The sequence below is a fragment of the Altererythrobacter xiamenensis genome (assembly GCF_900177715.1).
In the GTDB taxonomy this organism is placed as follows: Bacteria; Pseudomonadota; Alphaproteobacteria; order Sphingomonadales; family Sphingomonadaceae; genus Erythrobacter; species Erythrobacter xiamenensis.
The window spans coordinates 42,816-68,519 of record NZ_FXWG01000001.1 but is presented as its reverse complement, the minus strand read 5'-3'; the positions used below and the strand labels follow the sequence as shown (position 1 = coordinate 68,519).

The window sequence follows — 25,704 nt, the reverse complement described above, 5'->3', positions numbered from 1 at the left end:
TCATTCGTCCCGATTGGGAGAGCGACGGGACCCTCTCGGGCGCTTTAGGGGCTAGTTTCTTCAGGTGCAAGCGGCACAAGCTTGCCAGGATTGAGTAATCCGCGAGGGTCGAGCGCCTGCTTTATCTGCCGCATCAACGAAAGCGAGACGGGGTCGCCGAGGCGGCCCAGTTCGTCCCGCTTGAGCTGGCCGATCCCGTGTTCGGCGCTGATCGAGCCGCCGTGCGCGCGGACCAGATCGTGCACCATGCGGCTGATCCGCTTGCCATCGCTCTCTTCCCATTCCCCGGGCACGGCGCCCTTGGGGGCCAGAATGTGGAAATGGACGTTTCCGTCACCCAGATGGCCGAATGCCACGCCACGCGTCCCGGGGAAGGCCTTCTCGACCTCCGGGATGGCCGCCTCGACGAATTCGGGCATGCGCGGGACGGGGACGGAGATATCGTGCTGCATCGCGGGCCCGATTGCGCGTTCTGCAGGGGCTATCGAATCGCGCAGCAACCAGAAATCCTCTGCCTGCTTTTCGCTGGCAGCGATTACGGCATCTGCAACGAGCCCGTTCTCGATTTCCGCGGCGAGCAATATCTCGACCTTTTCACGCAGATCCGCATCGTCATTGTCCGGTACGACCAGCTCGATAAGCGCATTCCACGGGTAAGAGCCATCCAGCGGCGCGCGTGCATCGGGCATGTGGTCGAGCACGCTTTCAAGACAATGCGCCGGCACGACCTCGAACCCTTCGAGTTCCTGCGGGAGCGCGCGCTCGAAACTGATGAGCAGCTTGCGTGCGTCGCCGATCGAACCGAGCCCGGCCCAGATCACGACGCGCCTCCCGATCGCAGGCAATAGCCGCAGCGTCGCAGCGGTTACGATACCGAGAGTGCCTTCCGACCCGATAAGCAATTGCTTGAGATCAAACCCGCGATTGTCTTTCTTGAGCGCGGTCAGCCCATCGAACACTGCACCGTCTGGCAGAACGGCTTCTATCCCGAGCACCTGCGCGCGCATCGTGCCGTGCCTGAGCACCTGAGTGCCGCCGGCATTGGTGGAGATCAGGCCGCCCACGGTCGCAGAACCCTTGCCGCCCAGGGTCAGCGGAAAACGCAGACGGTGCTCTTCCGCCGCCTCGTGAAGATTCTGCAGGATAACGCCAGCCTCGCATACCGTCTGACCGGCCTCGGGGTCGAGCGAGCGGATCGTGTTCATCCTGCGCAAGGACAGCAACACGCTGGCACCGCTCTTGTCCGGCGTTGCGCCGCCCGACATGCCGCTGTTGCCGCCCTGCGGCACGATGGGGACATCGTGTTTTGCGCAAAGTTTCACAAAGTCGGACACCTCCTGCGTCGATGCGGGCGACGCGAGGCCGATCGCCGATCCATGAAACCGACCGCGCCAGTCGGTGAGCCAAGGCTCGAGCAGGTCAGGGTCGCAAGTGAAACCGCGTTCGCCGAGCAGGGCGCGCGCTTCCTGCGCAAATTTCGATGTCTCTTCCATGGCGGCGCTATGCCAGCGAGCGCAGTGCATTTCCAGCACTTGGTACCTGGCCAACTCTTGCCAAGAAGGCCTGAACAATTAAGCCTCCATTCAAGCCTGCGTGGTATCAAGCGCAGCACAGGGGTTGAAAAATGTCGCTTGTGCCGATGCTTGCGACAAAGTGAGGGAAACCGCAGCAGCGATCGATTGCCGATGATGAATGTGTTCGCCCTTCTGGCGCCGCTGGCGCTCATGTTGCCTCTCTCCTCACCGAGCGACGCGCACGAGGCGACACCGCAGCCCGCGCATCTCGATCCCAAGTTCGCACCGATTTTAGAGGCTGGTCTGGGATTGCAGGACCGGACCGCGATGGACGCGATCCATGAAATCCCGGTGCAGAACCAGGTCCGTATCGAACAGCGCGTGATTGTTCGTATCTCGCCTCGGCGAAATGTTTCGCGCCAAAGCTTGGCTGCGGATGCCAGCCAGGTCCGGTCGCAGCGTTACGAAGAACGCAAGATGGACAAATGCATCCCGGTCGAGCGGATCGCTGGCGTGCAGACGGGGAGCGGCAACCGCCTGCTTCTGTTCCTCCGCGATCGCCGTATCGTAACCGCCAGCCTGGAGAAATCCTGCCGTGCACGCGATTTCTATTCGGGGTTCTATCTGGAGCGGAACGAAGACGGAAAATTGTGCGCCGATCGCGACAAGCTGCAGTCCCGCTCGGGTGCCAATTGCGAGATCGACCGCTTGCGACAGCTTGTGGCGGTAGCCGACTAGAGGGTTCGCCCTCGGATTTCTTGACTTTTCGGCTATTTTTGGCGAAGGGCGCGGCGGCTCGTGGGCGCTTTGCATCCAGGGCTTTGATGACCGGGGCAACGTCCCCCTCGATATCCGGACAACCGAACACTTATGACCTTTGCCGATCTCGGCCTTTCCGACGAATTGCTACAGGCGGTTTCTGACGCCGGCTATACCGAGCCTACGCCGATCCAGGCGGAGGCGATCCCGACCGTCCTGATGATGCGCGACCTGATCGGTATTGCGCAGACCGGCACGGGCAAGACGGCGAGTTTCGTCCTTCCGATGATCGACGTGATGGCATCCGGTCGCCGCCGGGCGCTGATGCCACGTTCGCTGATCCTTGAACCGACCCGCGAACTGGCTGCACAGGTCGCCGAGAACTTCGAGAAATATGGCAAGAACCACGATCTCAAGATGGCGCTGCTGATCGGCGGCGTGCAGATGGGCGACCAGCTCAAGGCGCTGGACGAAGGTGTCGATGTCCTGATCGCCACGCCAGGCCGCCTTATGGACCTGTTCGAGCGCGGCAAGATCCTCCTCAGCGGCTGTGAGCTGTTGGTGATCGACGAAGCCGACCGTATGCTCGACATGGGATTCATCCCCGATATCGAGTTCATTTGCTCGAAGCTGCCCGAAATTCGCCAGACCATGCTGTTTTCGGCGACCATGCCGCCGCCCATCGAGAAGCTGGCCAAGAAGTTCCTCAGCAATCCGAAACGGATCGAGGTCAGCCGCGCAGCATCGACCAACAAGGATATCACCGCGTTCAAGGTGCCTGTCAAAAGTCGCCAGAAGCGTGAGACGCTGCGCTGGTTGCTGAATAACGATCACGTCGAGACAGCGATCATCTTCTCCAATCGCAAGACGACCGTACGCGAGCTCAACAAGAGCCTTCAGCGTCATGGCTTTGCGAGCGGGGAAATCCACGGCGACATCGACCAGGCGAGCAGAGTCAAGGAACTCCAGCGTTTCAAGAACGGCGAGATCAATATCTTGGTGGCATCCGACGTCGCCGCGCGGGGCCTCGACATCAAGGGGGTGTCCCATGTCTTCAACTTCGACACGCCTTGGCATCCGGATGATTATGTTCACCGTATCGGCCGTACGGGCAGGGCGGGGGCAAAGGGCCGTGCCTTCACCTTCGTAGCGGAGGAGGACGCAGAGGCGATCGCCAATGTCGAAAAGCTAACGGGAAGCAAGATCCCGGTCTTCGGCAAAAGCGATGTACGCGTCGAACTGAAGGACAGTTCTTCGCAGAGTTCGGATACCTCTGCGCAGCGCGAAAGCGACGACGCTGACGAGAAGCCCAAGAAGGGCTCGCGTTCGAGCTCAAAACGCGGGGACGAGCAGACCAGCGCCAAATCGCGCGGCAAGAAAGCGACAGAAGAAAAGCCCGGTCGCGCTTCGAGAGCCAAATCCGAAGACAAGGCGGGCAAGGCGAAGGCCGCCCAATCGAAGGAATCCGGTCGCAAGCGCAGCGGGGACGACGAGCCGGTGGCTGCTGGCGAATGGAACGGACCCAAGCCTAGCTTCCTGGACGTAGGCGTAGGTTGAACAACGACCCTGCGCCTTATCCAGCGGACCCTGGATATCCCCTTGAACAAGCTGGATTTTCGCGCGGCTAGGTAGCATTCCCGAGTTGTGTCTTTATCCCACCGGGCCTTACTGGGCGGGATCGAGCCGGCGGTTTCAATGGTCGAGCAAGCATTGGTTCACCGTGGCAGCCGCCTCTTTGGGAGAGACCGTGCCCATGAACAGCTTTACCTCACTCAGGGAGGCCAAACTTCATCCCCTTCGGTCCGGGCCGTTCATGGCGAGCAGCGCGGCTCGTGAGGAATTGGTGAAGCCTTCCACCGGCGGGCAAGGTGGAGACGACCCTCGCGAAATACCTCAGCCTGATGCGCTCGATGGGTTGGCGTTAAGCCTGCGACCCTTGGCAAGGGCCTTTCTCGGCGCTTGCGCGATGCTTTCAGGGGTCATTCTCATCCTTGGCTGGGGGATGGGCATCGAAGCCATGACCAATTTCGGTCACCAGTTCGCTGCCATGGTGCCATCGACCGCGGGCCTGTTTCTGATCGCAAGCTGTTCCGTCCTGCTGTCCGACTGGCGATACATGGACAGAACTTCGATCGATCCCCGCATCGTCGCCGCCGGCCTCATTCTCGCCGTCGCCGCTGCCAATCTCGCGGTTATCTGGACTGGGCTGGCAAATGGTGTCGACGAGATTCTGATGCCTCATGTCGCAGCTTTCACCAATCTTCGGATGTCGGAGGCGACTGCTTTTGCGTTCATCTTGCTGGGTGCTGCCCTGGCAGTCTCGAAAAGTCCCCGCATCAAGGCCACGTTTTCGACGGTCGCGCTATTTCCCGCATTGCTCGCGCTCACCCTGTTTCTGTTCGAAGCCAGCTCAATCAGCAGCGCGGCGCTCTTTTCATCCATGTCGTTGCCTACGGCGCTCTGCTTCATCTGCCTGATTGCTGCCATCCTATTGCGCAACGGCAATCAAGGATGGGTGGGCGTCGTGCTCGGCAAGGGCGATGCATCGATCGCACTTCGGCGGATCTTGCCGCTGGCGCTGATCCTGCCCTTTGCATTGGCGTTCGGTACAAGTCTGGCAATTCGCAGCAACCTGTTCGATACCAGTTTTCAGTTGAGCCTGCTCGCACTTGCCAGCGCGATGGCTGTCGCCACTCTTTTGATCGCTGGGGCACATCGTTCGAGCCTCGCCGAACAAGAGCGCGCCGCATCCCGGGCTCGCGAAGCCGAGAACGCGATGGCCCTGCTGAAATCGAAGTCACGCTTCTTCGGCAATATGAGCCACGAACTGCGCACTCCGATGAGCGGCATTCTCGGACTTTCCGACCTGCTTCTGAAAGAGGACCTGCAGCCGCATCAGCAGGAGAAGGTCCGCCTCATAAATGAATCGGGCCAAACCATGCTGAAGCTGCTTAACACGATCCTCGACATGTCGCGTATCGAAGCAGGCCAGCTCCAGATCAAAACAGAGCGTTTCAAACTGCATCACTTGCTGGGAAGCTGCGTCAACCTGTTCAGCGCCAGCGCGGTGAACAAGGGATTGAAGATAACGCTCGAGATCGACAGGGCGGTGCCGCAATTCGCCTTTGGCGACGATCTTCGACTGCGCCAGATCATCTCTAACATCCTTGGTAATGCCCTGAAGTTTACCGAAACCGGCTGGATCAGCTTACGTGCCGAATATGACGGAAAGTTCCTGTCGGTGAGGGTTCGCGATACCGGCATAGGGATTCCGTCCGAGCAGGCGCAGCGCGTGCTTGATGAGTTCGTGCAGGTCGAAGGTGGGGACGATCGCAGTCCACAGGGCACCGGACTGGGGCTGCATATCTCCCGTGAACTGGTGAGATTGATGGGCGGGACGATCGCTTTGGAAAGTGAACTGGGCAAGGGGACCTGTGTGACGATCAATGTGCCGTTGAAGTCAGCACAGCCCCCCGTGGCGACCAGTTTACCGAAGCCGGTCACTCAGGCTCGGTCAGAGGGCGGGCGATGGAGCCAATACAAGGTCGGTCTTGCCGAGGATCACGCGATCAACAAGATGCTCATCCTCGAGATATGCAAGTGGATAGGGGTGGATGCTGAACTGTTCGATAATGGGCAGAAGGCGGTCGAAGGCATTCTCGCAGCCGAGCGCGGAGGCGAACCCTTTGATTTGATCCTCATGGATATCCAGATGCCCGTGCTCGATGGACTGTCTGCTTCGCGTGAACTGCGCAAACAGGGTATCAGCGCAGACAGGCTTCCCATCATCGCAATGACGGCCAATGCATACAAATCCGATATTGTGGCCTGCCTGGACGCCGGGATGCAGGGGCATCTGGCCAAGCCTTTCACGATCGAAGGGCTTGAAGCGGTACTTGGCGAATGGCTTCCGCCGCTTGGCTGCGAGCAGGACCGGGTTGCGGCTGAGTAGGCTCCTCTTAGTCAGCCGTTTTCACAAAGCTGTCGATCACGCGTTTGGTGCCGCTCTTCTCGAAATTAATCTCGAGCTTGTTGCCTTCCTGATCGATCACTGTGCCGTAGCCGAACTTGTCGTGAAAGACACGCTGTCCGATCGCGATGTCGACGCGCGGCTTTGCGGCAAAGCTCGCAGCAGAGCGCTTGTTCTCCTTCAGCCGAACCTGCTTCGTCTCGTAACCGGTCGAAAGCGCCCGCTGCCAGCCTGGGCCGCGCGCGCCTGAACGATCGGGCCGCGATTCAGAGACATGGGCGAAGGGGTCTTCGCTTTCCGACCAGTTGGCGCGCCAGAGCGAAGCCCCGCCGCTCATCGTGGTTTCCTGGTCGATATGTTCATCGGGCAATTCCTCGATGAAACGAGAGGGGATGCTGCTCGTCCATTGACCGTAAATGCGGCGGTTGGCGGCGTGGAAGATCGTGCAGCGGCGGCGCGCGCGAGTGATCGCGACATAGGCTAGGCGCCGCTCTTCCTCGAGGCTCGCCAGCCCGCCTTCGTCGATCGCGCGCTGCGAGGGGAATACGCCTTCCTCCCAACCGGGGAGGAAGACATGATCGAATTCGAGCCCCTTGGCCGCGTGCATTGTCATGATGGTTACGGTCTCTTCCTCGTTTGCCGCATCATTGTCCATGACGAGGCTGACATGTTCGAGGAAATCGCCGAGCGTTTCGTATTCTTCCATCGCGCGGGCAAGCTCGGTCAGGTTTTCGAGGCGGCCTTTTGCCTCTGCCGTTTTCTCGTTTTCGAGCATGTCGGAATAGCCCGATTCCTCCAACACGATCCGCAAGAGGTCGGCAGGTGTGACCTGCTCGGACTGCTCGCGCCAAGCCAGAAACTGGCCCATCAGCGCAGCAATGGTGGAGCGCGCGCGCGGCGGCAGCTCGTCGCTGTCGGCAAGCTGCAGCGAAGCGGCGGCTAGCGGCAGATCGGTGCGCCGCGCATGCTGATGCATCTTTTCGAGCGTCTTTGCGCCGAGGCCGCGCTTGGGCTGGTTGTAGATGCGCTCGAATGCCAGATCGTCCTGCGGCTGCGCAATCACGCGCAGATAGGCGAGCGCATCGCGGATTTCCGCGCGTTCGTAGAAGCGAAAACCGCCGATGATGCGGTAGTTTATGCCGATCTGGATGAAGCGGTCTTCGAACTCGCGCGTCTGATACTGGGCGCGCACGAGTATCGCGACGTTGTCGAGCGAGGCCCCCTCGCGTTCGAGCCGCTCGATCTCTTCCCCGACTCGCCGCGCTTCTTCTGGCGCATCCCAGACACCGATCACGCGGACTTTCTCGCCATGATCGTGCTCGGTCCACAGCGTCTTGTCATGCCGTTCGCTATTCGCAGCGATCAGTCCGGAAGCGGCCGCGAGTATATGCGGGGTGGAGCGATAGTTCTGCTCCAGCTTCACTACCTTGGCGCCCGGAAAATCCTTTTCGAACCGCAGGATATTGGCGACTTCTGCGCCGCGCCATGAATAGATCGACTGGTCGTCATCGCCGACGACACAGATGTTCTTGCTTTCCTGCGCCAGCAGTCTCAGCCAGAGGTACTGGACGGCGTTGGTGTCCTGATACTCGTCGACCAAGATATAGCGGAATTGCTTCTGATACCGCTCCAGCACTTCGCGTTCGCGGCGGAAAATGTTGAGCATGTGAAGCAGCAGATCGCCGAAATCGCAGGCGTTCAATGCTTTCAGCCGGTCCTGATAAAGCCTGTAAAACTGCTGACCGCGCCCATTGGCGTAGCTCTCGTTCTCGACCGCATCGAGATCTTCGGGATTGAGCCCGCGGTTCTTCCAGCGGTCGATCAGTCCGGCCAGCTGGCGCGCGGGCCAGCGCTTTTCGTCGAGCTCGTTCTGCTGGATAAGCTGCTTCAGCAGGCGCATCTGATCGTCGGTATCGATGATCGTGTAATTGCTCTCCAGCCCGACAAGTTCTGCATGGCGGCGCAGCATCTTGGCGCAGATCGAGTGGAAGGTGCCGAGCCACGGCATGCCCTCTACCGCCTCGCCCAGATGGCCCGCGACCCTCTCGCGCATCTCGCGGGCAGCCTTGTTGGTAAAGGTCACGCAGAGGATCTGGCTGGGCCATGCGCGTCCTGTTGCCACAAGGTGCGCCAGTCGCGATGTGAGCGCGGCTGTCTTGCCCGTTCCAGCGCCCGCCAGCATCAGCACCGGCCCCTCCGTCGTCAGAACAGCCTCACGCTGCGGCGGGTTGAGACGCGCGGCGTAGGCGGGGACCTTGGGCGGGTCCACTTCGGCGGGGAGGGGGGGATTATCGCTCATGATATTGGTGAACAGGTAGGGAACGAGGCCCCGCCCGGCAAGCGCAATTGCGCGCTTTCCACCCAATTCGGAACCATGCGGCGGGGGTGCCCGTTGAATGGGCAACACGGGAACAAATCAGGAGATGCCTCTATGAAACAGCTATTTGCAGCAGCAGCCGTCACCACCATGGCCCTTGGATTTGCCAGTCCGGCGCTTGCCGACAATCACAAGGCCGACTGGAAAGCCCAATCACCTGAGGTCGTAGAGACCAACGCACAGGGCAAGGCTACAAAGGTCAAGGTGGGCGACAAGGTCTATGACGTTTGCATGAAGAACGACCAGGACGGCTGCATCAATCCGCGCGCAGCAGGCCTCAATTGGGGCAATCGTCCGCTTACTTATTGGCCGGGTCAGCCCGCCAGCAGCATGTAATTGCTGACAGTCACGCCCTTCATCGGGGCGCGAAATGAAAAGCGGCCGGGCAGCGATGTTCGGCCGTTTTCGTGTGTGGGCTGTAAATCCTCTGGCCGCACCGCACCAACGGCTCGCGGCAGACAGTGATTGAAACAAGGCCTTGCGAAAGCCCGGCCCCTTTCACCATCCGGTCGGGAGCGGCAGGTTGTCTTTGCTTTCGGGAACTCCGGAAGACCGGGCGGAATTACTCCAGGCCTGGAAAATAAGGAGAGGGCGCATGCGCAAATCGGACCTGGCAGTCATCGCGATCGGGATTTTGACCATAGCGGCCACCGCGATGGCCTGAAGGGATGGTTAGATGGCGAGGGTAAGAAGGTGAAGCTTTGCCTTGCCCACGCGGCGGTCTTTTTGAAGTTCCAACCCTTTGACCGCTACATCTTCATCGGACCCGGTTTCGACCGCGATCCATGTCGCAGGACCAATCCAGCCCAGCCGGAGCATCCTGTCCAAAGCCACCGAGGCGGCACCCGTACCGTAGGGCGGGTCGAGCAGGATTAGGTCATGTGGCTCCTTCGCCGGGCTGAGCGACATTACCGAACCTGCGCTGACCGTTGCTCTGCTGCGGCAACCGAATGAAGCGATGTTCGCCCGGATCGCATCGAGCGCCGCCTTGTCCTGTTCGACGAACAGGCAATGCTCTGCTCCCCTGGAAAGCGCTTCCAATCCCAGAGCACCGGAACCGGCGAACAGGTCGAGGACACTCAGCCCTTCGAACGAGCCGAGGCGGCTGGTCAGCATGGAGAACAGCGTCTCGCGCGTGCGATCAGCAGTCGGACGCGTCGAATCGCCCTTGGGCGCGGTCAGCTTACGCCCGCGCCATTCGCCGGCGATGATCCTCATTGGCGATACTTTTTCAGCTGGCTGCGGAACCGCCCGATGTCATGCTTGCGGATTTCGCGTGCAGCTCCGCGCGGCAAGTCCTCCAGTTCGAAGGGCCCGTAGGCGGTGCGGATCAAACGGCTGACCTGCAGCCCGAGATGTTCGAGCACCTTGCGAACCTCGCGGTTCTTGCCCTCTGTGATCATGACCTCGATCCACTGGTTGCGGCCCGTGCGCCGCTCCATATTCGCATCGATGCTGCCGTAATTGACGCCGTCGATCGTGATTCCGTCGATCAGGTCTTCGAGATCCTCCTGCGTCACATCGCCAAAGGTTCGCGCGCGATAGACACGCGGAATGCCCGAAGCGGGCAGTTCCATTTGCCGCTTGAGTTCACCGTCATTGGTGAGCAGCAGCAGCCCCTCGGTGTTGAGATCGAGCCGCCCGATCGGCATGACCCGCGGCGTGTTCTTCGGAAGCGAATTGCGCAGCGCCGTATAGATCGTGGGGCGGCCCTTAGGATCGCTCTCGGCAGTGATCAGGCCGGTCGGCTTGTGAAATGCGAAAAGCCGTGTCGGTTCCGGCTTGGCGACAGGCTTGCCATCGACCGTTACGCCTTTCAGATCTTTCAGGATCGTCGCCGGGGTTTCGAGCACAAGTCCGTCGATCGCGACGCGACCGTCGGCGATCATGCGCTCGACCTCGCGTCGGCTGGCGACACCTGCGCGGGCGAGCAGTTTGGCGATGCGCTCGCCTTCGGGACGCGGTCCGTCGCGCTGTGGGCCGTTCGACATGACCCAAGCGAGTAGGCGCTCAATTCACCTCGCGCAACGCCTCTTCGACGATTGCGTTGAAGCGGGCGATGCCGCCTTCGAGCGTTCCGAGCGTCAGATGCGGTACCGCGCCGCTCGAAAGGCCCTGCTGGCCGAGTTCCGCCGCGCGGAAATCCTCGCTGGCAAAAACGCCGCCGTCGAGCAGTTTCCAGCTGCGCTCCCAATGGTCGCGGGCCTTGTCGGTTGCAGGCTCTTCCGGGATCAGCATGAAATCCTCGACCAGTGTCAGGTCGTGCGCCTGCGGCATCAGGACCATGACGTTTACATAGTCGGGGCTGGGCACGATGATCGTTGCCGGGAGCAATTGATAGGCGAAGGTTACCACCCTGCGCAGCGCCGCCATGTCGTTGAGGTCGACACCCTCCATTTCTTCCAGCCGCCCGACCGCGCTGCGTTGATGCGGGCCGATCTGGTCGCCTGAGGTTACGCCGTCCTTGAAAAACGGGCCGATGGTCTGCGCATGGAGCCGCGTGACATGGTAGCTTTCGAGAAAGGCATCCATGATCAGCTTCCAATTGCCCTTCACCGTGTGGAGCTTGCGGCGGAAAAGATAGGCCTGGTCCATGCCGAAGGCGGCAAAATCTTCGCCCAGCTTCCGCGGCTCGGAGAAATCAGCGCTTTCGTTGGGCGAGAACCAGATCAGCCCGCCCGCCTCCAGAGAAGGCAGTTCGATAAGCCCGTAGTCGCCCTTGTCCATGCCGGGGAAGGTCTCAGGGCGGGGCAGGGCAAGCAGCTTGCCGTCGAGCTTGTAGGTCCACGCATGATAGGGGCACACAAGCCGCTTCGCGCACTGGATATCCTCGCCTTCGACCAGTCGCGTGCCGCGGTGACGGCAGACGTTCAGGAAGACATGGGCTGTGCCCTCGGCATCGCGGGTGATCAGCATCGGGCGGCCCGTCGCATCGTGCGGCACGGCCATCCCCGGCTCGGGCAAGAGCGCCGAAACGCACAGCACTTGCGGTAGCCTGTCGAACAATGCCGCCTTTTCGCGGGCAAAGTGATCGGGATCCGTGTAGACGCGTGCCGGGACCGTCTCGATCGTGTCGGCAGTGCGCATTTCGCCGCGTGCCACCGCCTCTGCCAGCGCCAATTGGCCTGCGGTTGGGCGCAAACTTGGTGATTTCGTCTTGGCCTCGTTCATCGGACCGTTCCTATCCTCTCATTGCGCGACTAGTGTCGCAGAAATTTGAAGTTCAGGGAAGGACGCTAGGGCATGGCCGAAGCGGCGGCAGAGAAGAAGAAGAGCACTTGGCGAGCGCTGGGGCTGGCGCTCCGCAATCGCAAAACCGGCTACATGCTGCTGTTCGGGTTCGCTGCCGGTCTTCCCTACGCACTGGTGCTCGGCACGCTCTACGCATGGCTTTCCGATAGCGGAGAGATCGATCTGGAGACGATGGGCGTGTTTTCGCTCATCGGCCTCGCCTACGCCTTCAAGTTCCTGTGGTCGCCGGCGCTCGACCGGGTCGACGTTCCGCTTCTGAACCGGCTGGGGAAGCGGAAACAATGGATCGTAACCGCGCAATTGCTGATCGGTGCCGCGCTGGTTTCGCTTAGCATGATCGCGCCGACCAACGAGACGATAGGCATCTTCAGCCTGCTGGCGGGGCTCGCCGCCTTTGCAAGTGCGACGCAGGATGTGGTGATCGATGCCTGGCGCGTGGACGTCGCCGATGATGTCGCGACGATCGACATACTCTCGACGATCTACCAGATGGGATACCGGATTGCTGCGTTGGTTGGCGGCGCGCTCGCGCTGTTTATGGCCGAGCGCACCGACTGGCCGACCGTCTATCTCACTATGGGCGGCCTGATGCTGGTCGTTGGCTTTGCCGGTCTCTGGGCGCCCGATGCCGATGCGACAGCTCGTGAAACGATCGAGGATGAAGACCGCGATGATCCCTATGGCCTGCGCGGTGTCGGCCAACTTCACCCCCGGCTACGGACCTACGCGCTGACTGCGGTCGGGCTGCTGTGGGGCTGGGCTCTCGTCACCGTGGGTACCTTCATGGTGCGCTCCCTTTCGAGCAACCCGGATACACGTCCGGACTCGGTCGAGTTCATTTCGACGATGGGACCGCTGATCGTGATCGCGACGGTCGTTGTGCCATCACTGATTGCCGCGTCGCTGGTCAGGCAGGAGCGCAAGGGGACCAATCTCCTCACAGAAGCCGCTCCGGCGCAGAGCAGCACCGACAGGGCGGTTGATCATCTTTATCGCGCGCTCGTCTTGCCGCTGACCGACCTGATCGGGCGCTTGGGCTGGGCCATGATCATCGTGATCGCCCTCGTCCTTACCTACCGGATTACCGATGCGATCTGGGGAAGCTTTGCCTATCCGTTCTATCTGGGCGAGCTCCAGTATTCGAAGGATGAGGTCGCGGTCGCGTCCAAGTTCTTCGGGGTCGGCGCGCTGCTGCTCGGCCTCGCGCTTGGCGGGTATCTGCTTACCGCCATCGGGCGGATGTTGACGCTGACGCTCGGCGCGTTCTTCGCCGCTGCGACCAATCTGCTCTATGCCGATCTCGCCAGGGGCGGGGCGGTGGTGCAGGCCGTAGCCGACAACATCGGCTTCACCTGGCTGGTCTCTGCGCTTGGCGGTGATGAGCGGCTATCGAAGCTGATGATGGCTATCGCTGGCGAAAACATCGCTGTCGGCGTCGCTGGTGCTGCCTTCGTCGCCTATCTCTCCAGCATCGTGTCGAAGGGTTACAGCGCCGTGCAATATGCGCTGCTGTCATCGCTGACGCTGCTGGTCGGAACGCTTGGGCGCGGCGCGCTCGGCCAGATGATCGAGGAGCAGGGCTATTTCGATGTGTTCATCCTCACCACGCTGATCGGGATGTTTGCCGTGGTTCTGTGCATCATCGAATGGGTAAGGCAGGCCCGGCTGGGCAAGTCGGCGGGCGTGGTGGCGCCCGAAGCTGCCGCAGCCCCGGCGGAGTAGTTCTTGTGAAACTTGGTTTTCCCACCTGCCCCAAATGTGGGTCCGATATGCCAGCCCGGCTTTTGGTCTGGGGTCTCGGCAAGCCATATGACTGTCCGCGATGCAAGGCGAAGCTCGTAGTCCCGAAAGGGTCTGGCATGGGGATCGCGCTGGTCGCATTCCTCATCCATTGGCGCTTCAAGGATAACGTGAGCGGCGGTCAGGAATTGGCGCTCGTTGTCGGCCTGCTAGCGCTGGTTGCCCTGTTCAGCTGGTTGACGATGCAACCGCGACTGGTCGAGCCGAACGAAGCTAGTCCGGAATCTCTTGATTGAGCCGCAGGACTTCGCCCGCGAGGTAGAGCGACCCTGCAATCAATACCGGCAACCCGTCATTGGGCAGAGCGGCGAGGGCGCTCGGCACGTTTTCGGCAGCGCGAGCGTCTGGACCGAAACTTTCGGTTGGTAGAGCATCGTAGCTGGGCACCGGTACGACATGGATGCTTTCCAGCGCTTCGGCCAAGGGGCCAACCAGCGCTTTGGGATCCTTGCCTTCGATCATTCCGATGATGAGGTGTACCTGCTGGCCTGCAAAGTGCCGCGCGAGCATTTCGCCTGCACTCGGATTGTGGCCTCCGTCCAGCCAGATTTCGCGATTGCCGGTGAGCGGACCGGGGGCGAGGAATTGCAGGCGTGCAGGCCAGTGCGCGGTTCGCAAACCCTGCGCGATCGCATTGCGGGAGACGTTCACCCTGTCCTGATGGCGCAGCATGGCGATTGCCAGCGCCGTGTTCTCCGTCTGATGCGGGCCGGGTAGTCCGGGAAGTGGCAGGGCGAGCTCGCCATGCCGGTCTGCGTAGTGGAGGCCGGTTGTCGTGGTGCTCACGTGCCAATCGCGGCCGCGCATCGAAAGCGGACAGCCAGCGGTCATTGCCGCGCGTTCGATCTCCAGCTCGGCTGACGGCGGATAGGTTTGCGTGATGAGAGGCACGCCCGGTTTGGCGATACCTGCCTTTTCGAACGCGATGCGCGCGATCGGCTCCTCCGGCGTGCCTGCCTCGGGCGCGAGCAGGAAGCGTTCGTGATCGATCCCCAGCGCCGCGATGCCGCATGCTGCGAGCACCTCGGGACGAAGGACGTTGGTCGCATCGAGTCTCCCGCCAAGGCCAACCTCGATCACGCAAGCATCGGCCGGGACGCTGGCGAACTCCGTGAACGCAGCAGCGATCGTGACCTCGAAGAAGCTCGGCGCAAGTCCCTCGGATGCATCGAACACCTCTTCCAGGAGCTCCGCAAGCCGCGCGTCTTGGATCAGTTTTCCCGCGACGCGAATACGCTCGTTGTACCGCACCAGATGGGGGCTGGTGGTCGCGTGAACAGTCTTGCCGTCCGCCTCCAGCATGGCGCGCAGGAAGGCGCAGGTCGAACCCTTGCCGTTTGTCCCGGCGACATGAAAGACCGGCGGCAGGCGATCCTGCGGATTTCCCAAACGTTCGAACAGCGCGCGGACGGTATCGAGATTGATGCGCCCCTCGCGCAGCGTCAGTGCGCCTAGCCGGTCTAGCTGCGCCTGGACGCGCGGATCGTCCGAGCGTCCGAAATCTTTCATCGCTGGGTCAGGCGGCCTTCGCCGGCTGGAGATAGTCCAGCAGGGTAGCAAGCTGTTCCTTCAGATCCTTGCGATGCACCACCATGTCGACCATGCCGTGCTTGTGCAGGTACTCGGCGCGCTGGAAGCCCTCGGGCAATTGCTCGCGAATGGTGTCCTTGATTACGCGCTGTCCGGCGAAGCCAATCAGGGTGCCGGGCTCTGCGATATGGACATCGCCGAGCATGGCGTAACTCGCGGTCACGCCGCCCGTCGTCGGGTCAGTCAGCACGACGATATAGGGCAGGCCTGCTTCGCGAAGGCGCCGCGTCATCACCGTCGCCTTGGGCATTTGCATCAGCGAAAGGATACCTTCCTGCATACGCGCGCCGCCCGCAGCGGTGCACACGATGTAGGCGCATTTGCGGGATAGCGCGCGCTCGGCACCGGCGCAGAAAGCCGTGCCAACCGCCATGCCCATCGATCCGCCCATGAAGCCGAAGTCCTGCACCCCGACCACCGCGTCATGGCCGTCGATAGTGCCCGAACCCACGCTGAAGGCATCGGCATGCGGGTTCTTTGCGCGCGCCTGCTTCAATCGGTCGGTGTATTTCTTGGTGTCCTTGAACTTCAGCGGATCCTCGGCAACCTCGGGCTGGTCGAGCAGCTCGTAGCCTTCATCGAGCAGCAGACTGAGGCGCTCGTCGGCACCGATGCGGCCATGATGGTCGCAGCGCGGGCAGACACTCAGATTCTCGGCATATTCCTGCGCGAAGAGCATTTCCTGGCAGGAGGGGCATTTTACCCAGAGGTCTTTCTCGGTCGAGCGCTTGGGACCCCAGCCGATCGAATTGCGGACGCGTGTAAACCAGTTCATAGCTCAGTCCCTTGCCGCCGAATGGACCGCCTTGGCAAGCGCAGAGGTAAGTTCGCGAAGTTTTTCCGGAGCATTCGCGCCGTGTTCGCCGACCAGTTCGACGAGGGCCGACCCGACGACTACCCCATCAGCGACCTTTGCGATTTCAGCAGCTTGCTCGGGTGACCTCACACCGAATCCCACCGCAACGGGCAAGTCGGTTGCGGATTTGAGCCGCGAAACGGCCTCCTCGATGCTCGCCTGCGCCGCCTGCTGCTTGCCGGTGATACCGGCGACAGAAACGTAGTAGAGAAAGCCCGAAGAACCCTCGAGGACCTGCGGAAGTCGCGCTGCATCGGTGGTAGGAGTGGCGAGGCGGATGAGATCGATCCCCGCATCGCGCAATGCCGGGCCGAGCGCGTCGTCCTCTTCGGGGGGAATATCGACGCAGATCACGCCATCGACGCCGCAGCCCTTGCATTCGGCCGTGAACCATTCGGCGCCGCGCCGCACCATCGGATTGGCATAGCCCATCAGCACCAGCGGCACATCCGGATGGCGCTCGCGGAACTCGTTGGCGATCAGAAGGACGTCGGCGGTGCGCGTGCCTTTGCCAAGGCTGCGCAGGTTCGCCGCCTGGATCGCGGGGCCATCAGCCATGGGGTCGGTGAAGGGCATGCCGAGTTCGATCACATCCGCGCCACCTTCGACCAGCGCGTCGAGATTGGATGCGGTGTCGCCATCGCCTGCAGTGATGAAGCAGACGAGCGCGGGATGAGACTTCGAGAAGGCGGAGGAGAGGCGGGTCATGCCTGTTCCTTTCGCAATCCGGCACCGATGCCGCCGATGGCAGCGATGACAAGCGCCCACGGGGCGATGGCAGGAGCGGAGATATCGCGTGACAGGATAGTGAAACCGAGCGCCGACAGGATGAATCCAATCGGCAATCCAATCACAAAGAACACGAGCGCGCGCGCAGGAGAGAAGCTCACATCTCCACTCCCAGCTTTTCGGCCACGGTGAAGATGTCTTTGTCGCCGCGCCCGCACAAATTGGCGAGGATGATCGCGTCCTCGGGCATTTCCTTCGCGCGCTTGGCCACCGCTGCGATGGCGTGGCTCGGCTCGAGCGCGGGGATGATCCCCTCCGTCCGGCAGAGCAGTTGGAACGCATCCAGCGCCTCGTCATCGGTTACGGCGGTGTATTCGACGCGGCCCATGTCCTTCAGCCAGGCGTGTTCCGGGCCGATGCCGGGATAGTCGAGCCCTGCCGAAATCGAGTGGCCTTCGGTGATCTGGCCGTCTTCGTCCTGCAGCAGATAGGTCTTGTTGCCGTGAAGCACGCCGGGAACGCCGCCGAGCAGGCTCGCCGCGTGCTGGTCGCCATCCAAACCATATCCTGCAGCCTCCACCCCGAGCATCTTCACGTCCGGATCGTCGAGGAAGGGATGGAACAGGCCGAGCGCGTTCGAACCGCCGCCGATCGCCGCCACGAGCATGTCGGGCAGGCGGCCCACACGGTCGAGCATCTGCGCGCGCGCTTCCTTGCCGATCACGCTCTGAAAATCGCGGACCAGCTCAGGGTAGGGATGCGGGCCTGCCGCCGTGCCGATGATGTAGAAGGTGTCGTGGACGTTCGCGACCCAGTCACGCAGCCCTTCGTTCATTGCGTCCTTGAGCGTCGCCGCGCCGCTGGTCACTGGCACCACTTCGGCGCCGAGCAGCTTCATGCGGAACACATTGGGCTGCTGCCGCGCGACGTCGGTCGCGCCCATGTAGATTACGCAAGGCAGGCCGAAACGCGCACAGACCGTCGCGGTCGCAACACCATGCTGGCCTGCGCCGGTCTCGGCGATGATGCGCGTCTTGCCCATGCGGATCGCGAGCAGGATCTGCCCGATGCAATTGTTGATCTTGTGCGCGCCGGTGTGGTTGAGCTCGTCACGCTTGAACCAGACCTGCGCTCCGCCCAGCGCCTCGGTCAGCCGCTCTGCAAAATAAAGCGGGGAAGGACGCCCGACATAGTGCTCGAGCAGGTCGTCGAATTCCGCCTTGAACGCCGGATCGGCCTGCGCCGCGCGATATTCCTTCTCCAGATCGAGGACGAGCGGCATCAGCGTCTCTGCCACGAAACGGCCGCCGTAATCGCCAAAGTGTCCCCGGTCGTCAGGCTGGTTGCGGAAAGAGTTGGGTTGGTCGGTCATGCTCACCTCAAGCTGCTCGAGCCGCTTCGCAAAAACACCGGATCAAGTCCACATCCTTCACGCCCGGCGCACTTTCGAGGCCGGAGGACGCATCGACCAGCGGCGCACCGGTCTCGCGGATAGCCTGCGCGACATTGTCGGGCGTGAGGCCGCCAGCCAAGGCCCAGTCGACCTGGTGGTCGTGATCGGCGAGCAGCGTCCAGTCGAAGGCGACGCCATTGCCGCCGGGCAGCGCACCCTCCTGGCGCGGGGCGGGCGCATCGAACAGCAGGCGATCGACATGGCCGACATATTGCCTGGCGCGCTCCAGCGTACCGGCATCGCGCAGGCCGCGCGCTTTCCATATCTCGAGATCGAGTTTCTCGCGCAGCACGCCACACCATTCGGGCGTCTCGCTCCCGTGAAGCTGCAGCACGTCGGGCCGGATTACATCGATCGCGCGCGCAGTTGTCTGCGCATCGGCATTGACGAGCAGCAGCACCGCCTTCGCCTTGCCGCGAACCCGTCCGCGCAGCCGCGCGGCGTCTTCCAGCGAAACGTGCCGCGGGCTTGGCTCGTAATGGACGAGGCCCACATGGCTCGCGCCCGCTTCCACGGCGGCATCGATGGTCTCGGGCGTCGAGAGCCCGCAAATCTTGATCTGCACTGTCATAACTTGTCCTAGAGCGTTCCCTCGATCGCCCTTGCGGCGGCGGCGGGATCCTCGGCGCGGCTGATCGGTCGCCCGATTACCAGCACGCTCGCGCCATCGTCACGTGCCTTGCGCGGGGTGACGACGCGTTTCTGGTCGCCGATCGCGCTTCCCGCAGGGCGAAGGCCGGGCACGACGAAGAAACCGTCCTTCCATTGCTTGTGAACGGCGCCGACTTCCTCGCCCGAGCACACGATACCGTCGAGCCCCGCGTCATGAGCCAGATCGGCCAGCCGCATCACGTGATCGTGTGGCGTCCCTTCGACACCGGTACGTGTCAGGTCGCGCTCGTCGAGGCTGGTGAGCATGGTGACGCCGACGACCTTGGTCCCATTGGCGGCAGCCGCCTTGGCATCTTCCATCATCGCGCGCCCGCCGCTGGCATGGACGGTCACGATCGCGGGTTCGAGAACGTGGATCGCCTGCATCGCCCCGGCGACTGTGTTCGGGATGTCGTGGAACTTGAGGTCGAGAAAGATAGGGAGGCCGCTGGCATGCGCGATCTCGTGCACCCCGTGGTTGCCATGGGCGCAGAAGAACTCGAGCCCGAGCTTCACACCGCCGATATGCGCCTTGACCTTTTCGAGCAGCGCCTTGCCCGCATCAATCTGCGGGACATCGAGGGCGAGATAGACCGGATTGCTCACGGATTGTTGTCTTTCGTGGGTGTCAGCGTGTCATCGGCTGCAGCGGGATCGCTGATGGGAGCCGCCGTGGCGGTGGAAGCGGGCGTCGGCGTAGGTGTTGCATCCGAGGATGCGCTAGGGGTCGGGGCGTGACGCGACAGCGCGCTCGAACGGGCAGCGTTCTCGAGCGAGGTAATGCGCCGCCCGAGGTTCCATTTAACGCCGCGGTAATAGAGCCACATCGGTAGATGGCCGAGCAGGAAGCTGACGATCACCACCGCAGGCAGGCGCGTGTCCCACACAAGGTTGTTCCAGATATTGACGGTGACTCGCTCGTCCCAATTGGCCCAGGAAAACAGCAGGACACCGACGAGAATCAGCAACCAGACAATGGTGCGAACGACCTGCATTATTATTCCCCTTTAAGTCCCACTATGCCGCGCAAACCTAAGGCTTTTGGCCAAGGAGTCTAGGCATCGCGCCGAAGCTGTCGCAATCAGCCGAAGACCCGGTCGAAGATCGTATCGACCTGCTTGAAGTGGTAATCGAGATCGAACTTCTCTTCGAGCTGGCTGTCCGAAAGCGCGGCCTTCACTTCTTCATCCTGCTTGAGCAGGTCGAGCAGCGAGAGCTTGCCGTCCGATTCCCATACCTTCATCGCGTTGCGCTGGACGAGGCGGTAGGCATCTTCGCGGCTCACGCCGTTCTGGGTGAGGGCGAGCAGCACCCGCTGCGAATGGACGAGGCCGCCCATCCGGTCGAGATTGGCCTGCATGCGCTCAGGATACACCAGCAGCTTGTCGACCACGCCTGTCAGGCGCGCGAGCGCGAAGTCGAGCGTGATGCAGGCGTCGGGCCCGATGAAGCGTTCGACGGAGGAGTGCGAAATGTCGCGCTCGTGCCACAGCGCTACGTTTTCGAGCGCGGGGAGGGCATAGGCGCGGATCATGCGCGCCTGTCCGGTGAGATTCTCGGTCAGGATCGGATTGCGCTTGTGCGGCATGGCGCTGGAGCCCTTCTGCCCCGGTGAGAAATACTCCTCCGCCTCGAGGACTTCAGTGCGCTGCAGGTGGCGGATCTCTACGGCGAGGCGCTCGATCGACCCGGCGATGACCGCGAGGACCGAAAAGAACATCGCGTGACGGTCGCGCGGAATGACCTGGGTGGAGACCGGCTCGATCGACAGGCCGAGCTTGTCGGCGACATGGGCTTCTACCGAAGGGTCGATATTGGCGAAGGTGCCGACCGCGCCTGAAATGGCGCAGGTCGCGATTTCCTCGCGCGCGGCGATGAGGCGCTTCTTGCAGCGGTCGAACTCGGCATAGGCCTGCGCCAGCTTGAGACCGAAGGTAACGGGCTCTGCATGAATGCCGTGGCTGCGCCCGATGGTCGGCGTGTATTTGTGCTCTTCGGCGCGGCGCTTGATCGCGGCGAGCAGCTGGTCGAGGTCTTCGAGCAGGAGGTCGGCCGAGCGCGCGAGCTGCACCGCCAGCGTGGTGTCGAGCACATCGCTCGACGTCATGCCCTGGTGCATGAAGCGCGCTTCCTCGCCGACATTCTCAGCCACCCAGGTGAGGAAGGCGATGACGTCATGCTTGGTCACCGCCTCGATGGCGTCGATCGCCTCGACATCGATCTCGGGGTTCGTCGCCCACCAGTCCCACAGCGCCTTGGCCGCGCTTTCCGGAACGACGCCAAGCTCACCGAGCTTCTCGGTCGCATGCGCCTCGATCTCGAACCAGATGCGATACTTGCTTTCCGGCTCCCAGATCTCGGTCATGGCAGGGCGGGCGTAACGAGGGACCATTGGTCGGGACTCCGAAAGAAGGGGTTTTCGATGCCGCGCGGCTAGGCTTGCCGGCCCCCCAGATCAAGTGTCCCGAGCGGCGTTTTTCAGATCAATCCCTTTGCGCGCAGGCTGGTGTGCCCCTCGCGCCCGACGATCACGTGGTCGTGGACAGTGACGCCGAGCAGGCGCCCGGCCTCCGCAATGCGCTGCGTTACCTGGATATCGGCGCGGCTCGGTTCGGGATTGCCCGAGGGGTGGTTGTGCACGAGGATCAGCGCACTTGCGCCGAGGTCCATCGCCCTGCGGATGACTTCGCGCGGGTGGATCGAAGCCTCGTCGATCGATCCGTCGCCTACGTGGTGATCGTCGATCAACCGGTTGCGCGTGTCGAGGTAGAGCACGCGAACCCGCTCTACGGTCAGATGCGCCATGTCGATGCTGAGGTAGTCGAGCAGCGCCTGCCAGCTTCCCAGCACCGGATTTTCGAGGACCTGTCCGCGCGCCATGCGTCTTGCGGCAAGCGCCACGCTCTTGAGCGCGGCGGCGCTGGTCTCGCCGACGCCTTTGACCTGCTGCAGGGCAGCAGGATCGGCATTGAGTACGGCGGCAAGGCTGCCGAAGCGGGCGATCAGCGCCTTGGCGATGGGCTTGGTGTCGCCCTGGCGCATCCCGGCAAAGAGGAGGTATTCGAGCAACTCGTAGTCGGCCAGAGCCTCTGCCCCCCCACCCAGAAGGCGCGCACGCAAGCGCGAGCGATGGCCGGCTGCCGGATGCGGCTTCGAGCCGTTTCCTTTCGGTATTTCTTCAGCTTGCGGCAACTTTGTCTCCGCAAAGGTGTTGCACCAGTTGCAGCGATTGCATTGCCTTTGGCGGGTGACACGCGCAAGAGTGGGACAGAATGGCGCAGGTCGCAGAAAAGGTGGACGAATCCCCGGAAACACGCCGCTTCTGGCCCCGCCGGAAGCGTTGGCGTGCGCTCATCGTTTTCAGCCTTTTAATCCTCGGGGGCATCCTGCTCGGCTGGGTCACGCGCGAGCGCATCGCAAACAACATCATAGAGGAACAGCTGCGCCAGCTCGATTTGCCTGCGACCTACGAGATCGGTGCGATAGGCCCCGACCGTCAGGTGCTCAAAAATGTCGTGATCGGGGATCCGGACAATCCCGACATGACGATCGAGAGCGTCGCAGTGCTGCTGCGTTATCGCCTCGGCACCCCGACAATCGGCCGGGTCGAACTGGTGAAACCGCGCCTCTATGGAACTTTACGCGATGGCGAGCTGAGCTTTGGCGCGCTCGACCCGCTGATCTTCACCGAGAGTGACGAGCCGGCTGGACTGCCCGATCTCGACATCAAGCTGGTCGACGGGCGCGCGCTGATCGAAAGCGACTACGGTCCGATCGGGATCAAGGCGGAAGGCGAGGGTGAACTCGATAGCGGTTTCGACGGAATGCTGGCGGCGGTGGCACCCGACCTTGCGATAGGCGGCTGTCAGGCTTCGCGCACGACCGCCTTTGGAAAGCTTGTCACCAGCGGCGGCGAGCCGCGGTTTGCAGGCCCCGTGCGGTTGCGCGGCTTGCAGTGCGCCGACGGGCTGGCGCTCGAATCATTTGATGCCGAGACCGATTTCCGCCTCGATGAAACGCTGTCGGCGCCATCGGGCGAGATGCGCATCGCCGCGCAATCTTTTGCCTTCGGAGAATCGCGAATCGAGACGCTCGCGGGGCAGATGCAGATCGGTTCGCGCGATGGTCAGCTTAATTCGCGCTACACGCTCGAAGCGGGCGGCATAAGGACACCGCAGGCCTCGCTTGCCAAGCTGCAGGCTGACGGCGTTTTGCGCGTGCGCGATGGCTTCGAAAGAATCGAACTCGACACCAGCCTTGCCGGGAGCGACTTGGCGACCGGAGCGTCGATCAGCCAGAATATCGCCGCGCTGGAGCAGTCCGCCGAGGGCACGCTTGCGGCGCCACTGCTCGCCAAGCTGCGGCGCGGTCTGGATCGCGGACTGCCGGGAAGCGATTTGCGGGCGGAACTGACATTGCGGCGCACTGGCGAGGTCATCAGCGGAGCGATGCCCACCGCGTCCTTGCGAAGCGCGAACGACCAGACGCTGCTCGCGCTGTCCCAAGTCGATTTCAGCACCGCTGGGACCGGCGCGCTTCGCATCGCTGGCAATGTCGCGACAGGTGGCGAGGACTTGCCGGTCATAAGGGGACGCATGGAACGCGCACCCGGCGGCCAGCTTGGGCTGCGATTGCGGATGGAGGAATATCGCGCGGGCGAGAGTGCCATCGCGCTCCCCGGGATGGTGATCGCGCAAAGCACCACGGGCGCCATCGGATTTTCAGGCGAACTTCGGGCGGAGGGGCCGCTGCCTGGTGGATCAGTCGACGGGCTCTCCATGCCGATCAGCGGCAATTGGGCCCCGACGCGCGGGCTGTCCCTCTGGCGAGAGTGCGCCGAGGTTCGTTTCGACCGCCTCCTGCTCGCCAATCTCGAATTGGACAGGCGCGGTTTGACTGTCTGCCCGGCAGGCAGCGGTGCTATTGTCAGCACGACCTCGGGCGAGCTGCGGATTGCAGCAGGCATCCCGTCGCTCGATCTTTCAGGGCGCTTGGCCGAAACCCCGATCCGCCTGCAATCCGGCGCGGTTGGTTTCGCGTGGCCGGGGGCAGTCACGGCGAGAAATGTGGACGTCGCATTGGGGCCTGAAGGGACCGCCAGCCGCTTCACGATCAGCGAACTCGACGCGCAATTGGAGGAGGAGATCAGGGGCACATTTTCCGAAGCCGACATCTCGCTCGACGCTGTTCCGCTGGATATCGTCGGTGCGAACGGCGAGTGGGCCTATCGCGACCAAGTGCTCACTTTATCCGAGGGTGCCTTCCGCTTGCTGGACCGCGAGGCGGAGGATCGGTTCGAGCCACTCAGCGCACGCGGCGCGCAGCTGACGCTGGAGGACAATGTCATCAATGCGCAGGCCGACCTGCGCCACCCGGAGAGCGACCGCCTGGTCACGCGGGTCGATATTCGTCACGATCTTACAACCGGTACCGGCTTCGCCGATCTGGATGTGCCCGAGTTGCGTTTCGACGATGCGCTTCAGCCCGATCAGCTGACCGTGTCGCTCGATGGCGTGATCGAACTGGCAGAGGGTATCGTCACCGGGACGGGACGGATCGACTGGAATGAGCAGGAGGTCACCAGCACCGGTCGCTTCTCAACAGACAATCTCGATTTTGCAGCGGCATTCGGGCCGGTGAAGGGTGCCAGCGGCACGGTCGTGTTCGATGACCTGCTCAGCCTCACCACTGCGCCGGGTCAGACGCTCAAGGTCGCCTCGATCAATCCCGGAATCGAGGTGAACGACGGCGAGGTTTCCTTCGCTCTCGAAGACGGACAATTGCTGACAGTAACCGGCGGGCGCTGGCCCTTCATGGGCGGGGAGCTGATTCTGCGCCCGGTGAAGCTCAACTTCGGCGTCGAGGAACAGCGGCTCTATCTGTTCGAGATCGTCGGCCTGGATGCGGGCGTTTTCGTCGAGCGGCTGGAACTCGGCAATCTCGCCGCGCGCGGCACTTTCGACGGTACGATCCCGATCGTGTTCGATGCGCAGGGCGACGGCAGCATTGCCCAGGGGCTGCTGATTTCACGCCCGCCCGGCGGCAATCTCTCCTACGTCGGCGAGCTGACCTACGAAGACCTCTCGCCGATCGCGAACTATGCGTTCGGCGCGCTCAGGAGCCTCGACTTCAACCAGATGCGGGTCGAAATGGAAGGGCCGCTGACCGGCGAAATCATCACCCGGCTGCGTTTCGACGGCGTGAAACAGGGAGAGGAGGCCGATTCGAACTTCGTGACGAAGCGCCTTTCCAAGCTTCCGCTGCAATTCCGCGTCAACATCCGCGCCGACTTCTTCAAGCTGATCACCTCGATGAAGTCACTCTACGATCCCGCCTCGGTGCGCGATCCGCGCGAGCTCGGCCTGCTGTCCGATGACGGCACGCGCCTGCTGCGCCGCGAGATCACCGGCGAGGAAGCCGAAGCCGATATCGATCCGGAAGACGTGATTCCGGATGAACCCGCCATTCAGGACCAGGAAAGCGAGAATATGCCATGAAACAGGGCGAATTGACGGACCGTGCGCGGCTCGCCACAACCGGCACTATGCGGGGAGGGGCAGGCAAGATGCGCGGAACGTGGCGGATGACGGCTGCTTTGCCGGTCATGCTCGTGCTTGGAGGGTGTATCACCGTGAATGCCCCGGAAGAGCCGATCGTGATCGAGCTCAACGTCAACATCCGGCAGGAAGTGATTTACCGGCTCGCCGAAGATGCGGGCAATACGATTGAAGAGAATGCGGATATTTTCTGAAG

23 protein-coding genes are annotated in these 25,704 nt (G+C 62.3%); 8 read left to right on the top strand and 15 right to left on the bottom strand.

What is annotated here, in order from left to right; translation table 11 throughout:
- Positions 1-44: 44 nt before the first annotated feature.
- A complete protein-coding gene (locus CCE89_RS00365; protein ID WP_086436077.1) occupies positions 45-1,493 on the bottom strand; it encodes an FAD-binding oxidoreductase in 1,449 nt (482 codons plus the stop codon).
- A gap of 192 nt (positions 1,494-1,685) precedes the next feature.
- On the opposite strand from CCE89_RS00365, the gene CCE89_RS00360 reads away from it, so the two are divergent.
- From CCE89_RS00360 to CCE89_RS00350, 3 genes are all read left to right on the top strand, one after another.
- Entirely contained in the window at positions 1,686-2,252 is a 567-nt protein-coding gene (locus tag CCE89_RS00360; protein WP_086436076.1) for a hypothetical protein, read from the top strand.
- A gap of 132 nt (positions 2,253-2,384) precedes the next feature.
- Positions 2,385-3,830, top strand: coding sequence for a DEAD/DEAH box helicase (locus tag CCE89_RS00355; protein ID WP_086436075.1), 1,446 nt, complete (start codon positions 2,385-2,387; stop codon positions 3,828-3,830).
- A gap of 196 nt (positions 3,831-4,026) precedes the next feature.
- Positions 4,027-6,225 carry an ATP-binding protein gene (locus CCE89_RS00350; RefSeq protein WP_143255921.1) on the top strand — a complete coding sequence of 733 codons (2,199 nt, stop codon included), beginning with the start codon at positions 4,027-4,029 and terminating at the stop codon, positions 6,223-6,225.
- A gap of 7 nt (positions 6,226-6,232) precedes the next feature.
- On the opposite strand, the gene CCE89_RS00345 is transcribed toward CCE89_RS00350, so the two are convergent.
- On the bottom strand, positions 6,233-8,542 hold the full coding sequence (locus CCE89_RS00345) for an ATP-dependent helicase (protein ID WP_086436912.1): 2,310 nt from the start codon (positions 8,540-8,542) through the stop codon (positions 6,233-6,235).
- Positions 8,543-8,674: 132 nt separating this feature from the next.
- On the opposite strand from CCE89_RS00345, the gene CCE89_RS00340 reads away from it, so the two are divergent.
- Positions 8,675-8,956 (top strand): hypothetical protein, encoded by a 282-nt coding sequence (locus CCE89_RS00340; protein ID WP_086436073.1) that lies wholly within the window; start codon positions 8,675-8,677, stop codon positions 8,954-8,956.
- Between the two features lie 336 nt (positions 8,957-9,292).
- Here CCE89_RS00340 and rsmD read toward each other — a convergent pair whose 3' ends face one another.
- Genes rsmD through CCE89_RS00325 form a run of 3 tightly spaced genes read right to left on the bottom strand, consistent with a single transcriptional unit; the run spans position 9,293 to position 11,791 of the window.
- Positions 9,293-9,838: a 16S rRNA (guanine(966)-N(2))-methyltransferase RsmD gene (rsmD, locus tag CCE89_RS00335; RefSeq protein WP_086436072.1), complete on the bottom strand. Its 546-nt coding sequence runs from the start codon at positions 9,836-9,838 to the stop codon at positions 9,293-9,295.
- Positions 9,835-10,611: a pseudouridine synthase gene (locus CCE89_RS00330; RefSeq protein WP_086436071.1), complete on the bottom strand. Its 777-nt coding sequence runs from the start codon at positions 10,609-10,611 to the stop codon at positions 9,835-9,837. The genes rsmD and CCE89_RS00330 overlap by 4 nt, the downstream gene beginning before the upstream one ends.
- A gap of 19 nt (positions 10,612-10,630) precedes the next feature.
- Positions 10,631-11,791 (bottom strand): aromatic ring-hydroxylating oxygenase subunit alpha, encoded by a 1,161-nt coding sequence (locus tag CCE89_RS00325; RefSeq protein ID WP_086436070.1) that lies wholly within the window; start codon positions 11,789-11,791, stop codon positions 10,631-10,633.
- Positions 11,792-11,863: 72 nt separating this feature from the next.
- Here CCE89_RS00325 and CCE89_RS00320 point away from each other — a divergent pair, with 72 nt between their 5' ends.
- Both CCE89_RS00320 and CCE89_RS15205 read left to right on the top strand, forming a co-directional pair.
- A complete protein-coding gene (locus CCE89_RS00320) occupies positions 11,864-13,594 on the top strand; it encodes an AmpG family muropeptide MFS transporter (protein WP_086436069.1) in 1,731 nt (576 codons plus the stop codon).
- 137 nt (positions 13,595-13,731) lie between these two features.
- A complete protein-coding gene (locus tag CCE89_RS15205; RefSeq protein WP_159456553.1) occupies positions 13,732-13,908 on the top strand; it encodes a hypothetical protein in 177 nt (58 codons plus the stop codon).
- Here the strand turns inward: CCE89_RS15205 and CCE89_RS00315 are convergent.
- The 10 genes from CCE89_RS00315 to radC form a co-directional block, all read right to left on the bottom strand.
- Positions 13,886-15,181 (bottom strand): bifunctional folylpolyglutamate synthase/dihydrofolate synthase, encoded by a 1,296-nt coding sequence (locus CCE89_RS00315; RefSeq protein WP_086436068.1) that lies wholly within the window; start codon positions 15,179-15,181, stop codon positions 13,886-13,888. The two genes, CCE89_RS15205 and CCE89_RS00315, sit on opposite strands and share 23 nt — an antisense overlap.
- A 7-nt stretch (positions 15,182-15,188) precedes the next feature.
- On the bottom strand, positions 15,189-16,037 hold the full coding sequence (gene accD, locus CCE89_RS00310) for an acetyl-CoA carboxylase, carboxyltransferase subunit beta (protein ID WP_086436067.1): 849 nt from the start codon (positions 16,035-16,037) through the stop codon (positions 15,189-15,191).
- A gap of 3 nt (positions 16,038-16,040) precedes the next feature.
- Positions 16,041-16,826, bottom strand: a complete 786-nt coding sequence (gene trpA, locus CCE89_RS00305; RefSeq protein ID WP_086436066.1) for a tryptophan synthase subunit alpha — start codon at positions 16,824-16,826, stop codon at positions 16,041-16,043.
- Positions 16,823-17,008: a hypothetical protein gene (locus CCE89_RS00300; protein WP_086436065.1), complete on the bottom strand. Its 186-nt coding sequence runs from the start codon at positions 17,006-17,008 to the stop codon at positions 16,823-16,825. The genes trpA and CCE89_RS00300 overlap by 4 nt, the downstream gene beginning before the upstream one ends.
- Entirely contained in the window at positions 17,005-18,219 is a 1,215-nt protein-coding gene (trpB, locus tag CCE89_RS00295; protein ID WP_086436911.1) for a tryptophan synthase subunit beta, read from the bottom strand. The genes CCE89_RS00300 and trpB overlap by 4 nt, the downstream gene beginning before the upstream one ends.
- A 7-nt stretch (positions 18,220-18,226) precedes the next feature.
- Positions 18,227-18,871, bottom strand: a complete 645-nt coding sequence (locus CCE89_RS00290; RefSeq protein ID WP_086436064.1) for a phosphoribosylanthranilate isomerase — start codon at positions 18,869-18,871, stop codon at positions 18,227-18,229.
- 8 nt (positions 18,872-18,879) lie between these two features.
- On the bottom strand, positions 18,880-19,557 hold the full coding sequence (gene pyrF, locus CCE89_RS00285; protein ID WP_086436063.1) for an orotidine-5'-phosphate decarboxylase: 678 nt from the start codon (positions 19,555-19,557) through the stop codon (positions 18,880-18,882).
- Positions 19,554-19,946, bottom strand: a complete 393-nt coding sequence (locus tag CCE89_RS00280; protein ID WP_086436062.1) for a hypothetical protein — start codon at positions 19,944-19,946, stop codon at positions 19,554-19,556. Before CCE89_RS00280 ends, pyrF begins: the two co-directional genes overlap by 4 nt.
- A gap of 86 nt (positions 19,947-20,032) precedes the next feature.
- Positions 20,033-21,343: an adenylosuccinate lyase gene (purB, locus tag CCE89_RS00275; RefSeq protein WP_086436061.1), complete on the bottom strand. Its 1,311-nt coding sequence runs from the start codon at positions 21,341-21,343 to the stop codon at positions 20,033-20,035.
- 86 nt (positions 21,344-21,429) lie between these two features.
- Complete coding sequence (radC, locus tag CCE89_RS00270) at positions 21,430-22,143, bottom strand: RadC family protein (protein ID WP_234989861.1); 714 nt, start codon at positions 22,141-22,143, stop codon at positions 21,430-21,432.
- An 80-nt stretch (positions 22,144-22,223) separates the two neighbouring features.
- Between radC and CCE89_RS00265 the strand changes: the two genes are divergently transcribed.
- Positions 22,224-25,448, top strand: a complete 3,225-nt coding sequence (locus CCE89_RS00265) for an intermembrane phospholipid transport protein YdbH family protein (protein WP_086436060.1) — start codon at positions 22,224-22,226, stop codon at positions 25,446-25,448.
- Entirely contained in the window at positions 25,445-25,702 is a 258-nt protein-coding gene (locus CCE89_RS00260; protein WP_200810263.1) for a YnbE family lipoprotein, read from the top strand. Before CCE89_RS00265 ends, CCE89_RS00260 begins: the two co-directional genes overlap by 4 nt.
- The last annotated feature ends 2 nt before the right edge of the window (positions 25,703-25,704 follow it).

Excerpts from the sequence above, each read along its gene's own strand:
- CCE89_RS00355 (WP_086436075.1), top strand. The coding sequence starts at position 2,385 with ATGACCTTTGCCGATCTCGGCCTTTCCGACGAATTGCTACAGGCGGTT.
- CCE89_RS00360 (WP_086436076.1), top strand. The coding sequence starts at position 1,686 with ATGATGAATGTGTTCGCCCTTCTGGCGCCGCTGGCGCTCATGTTGCCT.
- CCE89_RS00265 (WP_086436060.1), top strand. The coding sequence starts at position 22,224 with ATGGCGCAGGTCGCAGAAAAGGTGGACGAATCCCCGGAAACACGCCGC.
- rsmD (WP_086436072.1), bottom strand. The coding sequence starts at position 9,838 with ATGAGGATCATCGCCGGCGAATGGCGCGGGCGTAAGCTGACCGCGCCC.
- accD (WP_086436067.1), bottom strand. The coding sequence starts at position 16,037 with ATGAACTGGTTTACACGCGTCCGCAATTCGATCGGCTGGGGTCCCAAG.
- CCE89_RS15205 (WP_159456553.1), top strand. The coding sequence starts at position 13,732 with ATGGGGATCGCGCTGGTCGCATTCCTCATCCATTGGCGCTTCAAGGAT.
- CCE89_RS00330 (WP_086436071.1), bottom strand. The coding sequence starts at position 10,611 with ATGTCGAACGGCCCACAGCGCGACGGACCGCGTCCCGAAGGCGAGCGC.
- CCE89_RS00280 (WP_086436062.1), bottom strand. The coding sequence starts at position 19,946 with ATGCAGGTCGTTCGCACCATTGTCTGGTTGCTGATTCTCGTCGGTGTC.
- CCE89_RS00260 (WP_200810263.1), top strand. The coding sequence starts at position 25,445 with ATGAAACAGGGCGAATTGACGGACCGTGCGCGGCTCGCCACAACCGGC.
- trpA (WP_086436066.1), bottom strand. The coding sequence starts at position 16,826 with ATGACCCGCCTCTCCTCCGCCTTCTCGAAGTCTCATCCCGCGCTCGTC.
- trpB (WP_086436911.1), bottom strand. The coding sequence starts at position 18,219 with ATGACCGACCAACCCAACTCTTTCCGCAACCAGCCTGACGACCGGGGA.
- CCE89_RS00365 (WP_086436077.1), bottom strand. The coding sequence starts at position 1,493 with ATGGAAGAGACATCGAAATTTGCGCAGGAAGCGCGCGCCCTGCTCGGC.
- CCE89_RS00315 (WP_086436068.1), bottom strand. The coding sequence starts at position 15,181 with ATGAAAGATTTCGGACGCTCGGACGATCCGCGCGTCCAGGCGCAGCTA.
- CCE89_RS00325 (WP_086436070.1), bottom strand. The coding sequence starts at position 11,791 with ATGAACGAGGCCAAGACGAAATCACCAAGTTTGCGCCCAACCGCAGGC.
- CCE89_RS00345 (WP_086436912.1), bottom strand. The coding sequence starts at position 8,542 with ATGAGCGATAATCCCCCCCTCCCCGCCGAAGTGGACCCGCCCAAGGTC.
- CCE89_RS00320 (WP_086436069.1), top strand. The coding sequence starts at position 11,864 with ATGGCCGAAGCGGCGGCAGAGAAGAAGAAGAGCACTTGGCGAGCGCTG.
- purB (WP_086436061.1), bottom strand. The coding sequence starts at position 21,343 with ATGGTCCCTCGTTACGCCCGCCCTGCCATGACCGAGATCTGGGAGCCG.
- CCE89_RS00340 (WP_086436073.1), top strand. The coding sequence starts at position 8,675 with ATGAAACAGCTATTTGCAGCAGCAGCCGTCACCACCATGGCCCTTGGA.
- CCE89_RS00290 (WP_086436064.1), bottom strand. The coding sequence starts at position 18,871 with ATGACAGTGCAGATCAAGATTTGCGGGCTCTCGACGCCCGAGACCATC.
- CCE89_RS00350 (WP_143255921.1), top strand. The coding sequence starts at position 4,027 with ATGAACAGCTTTACCTCACTCAGGGAGGCCAAACTTCATCCCCTTCGG.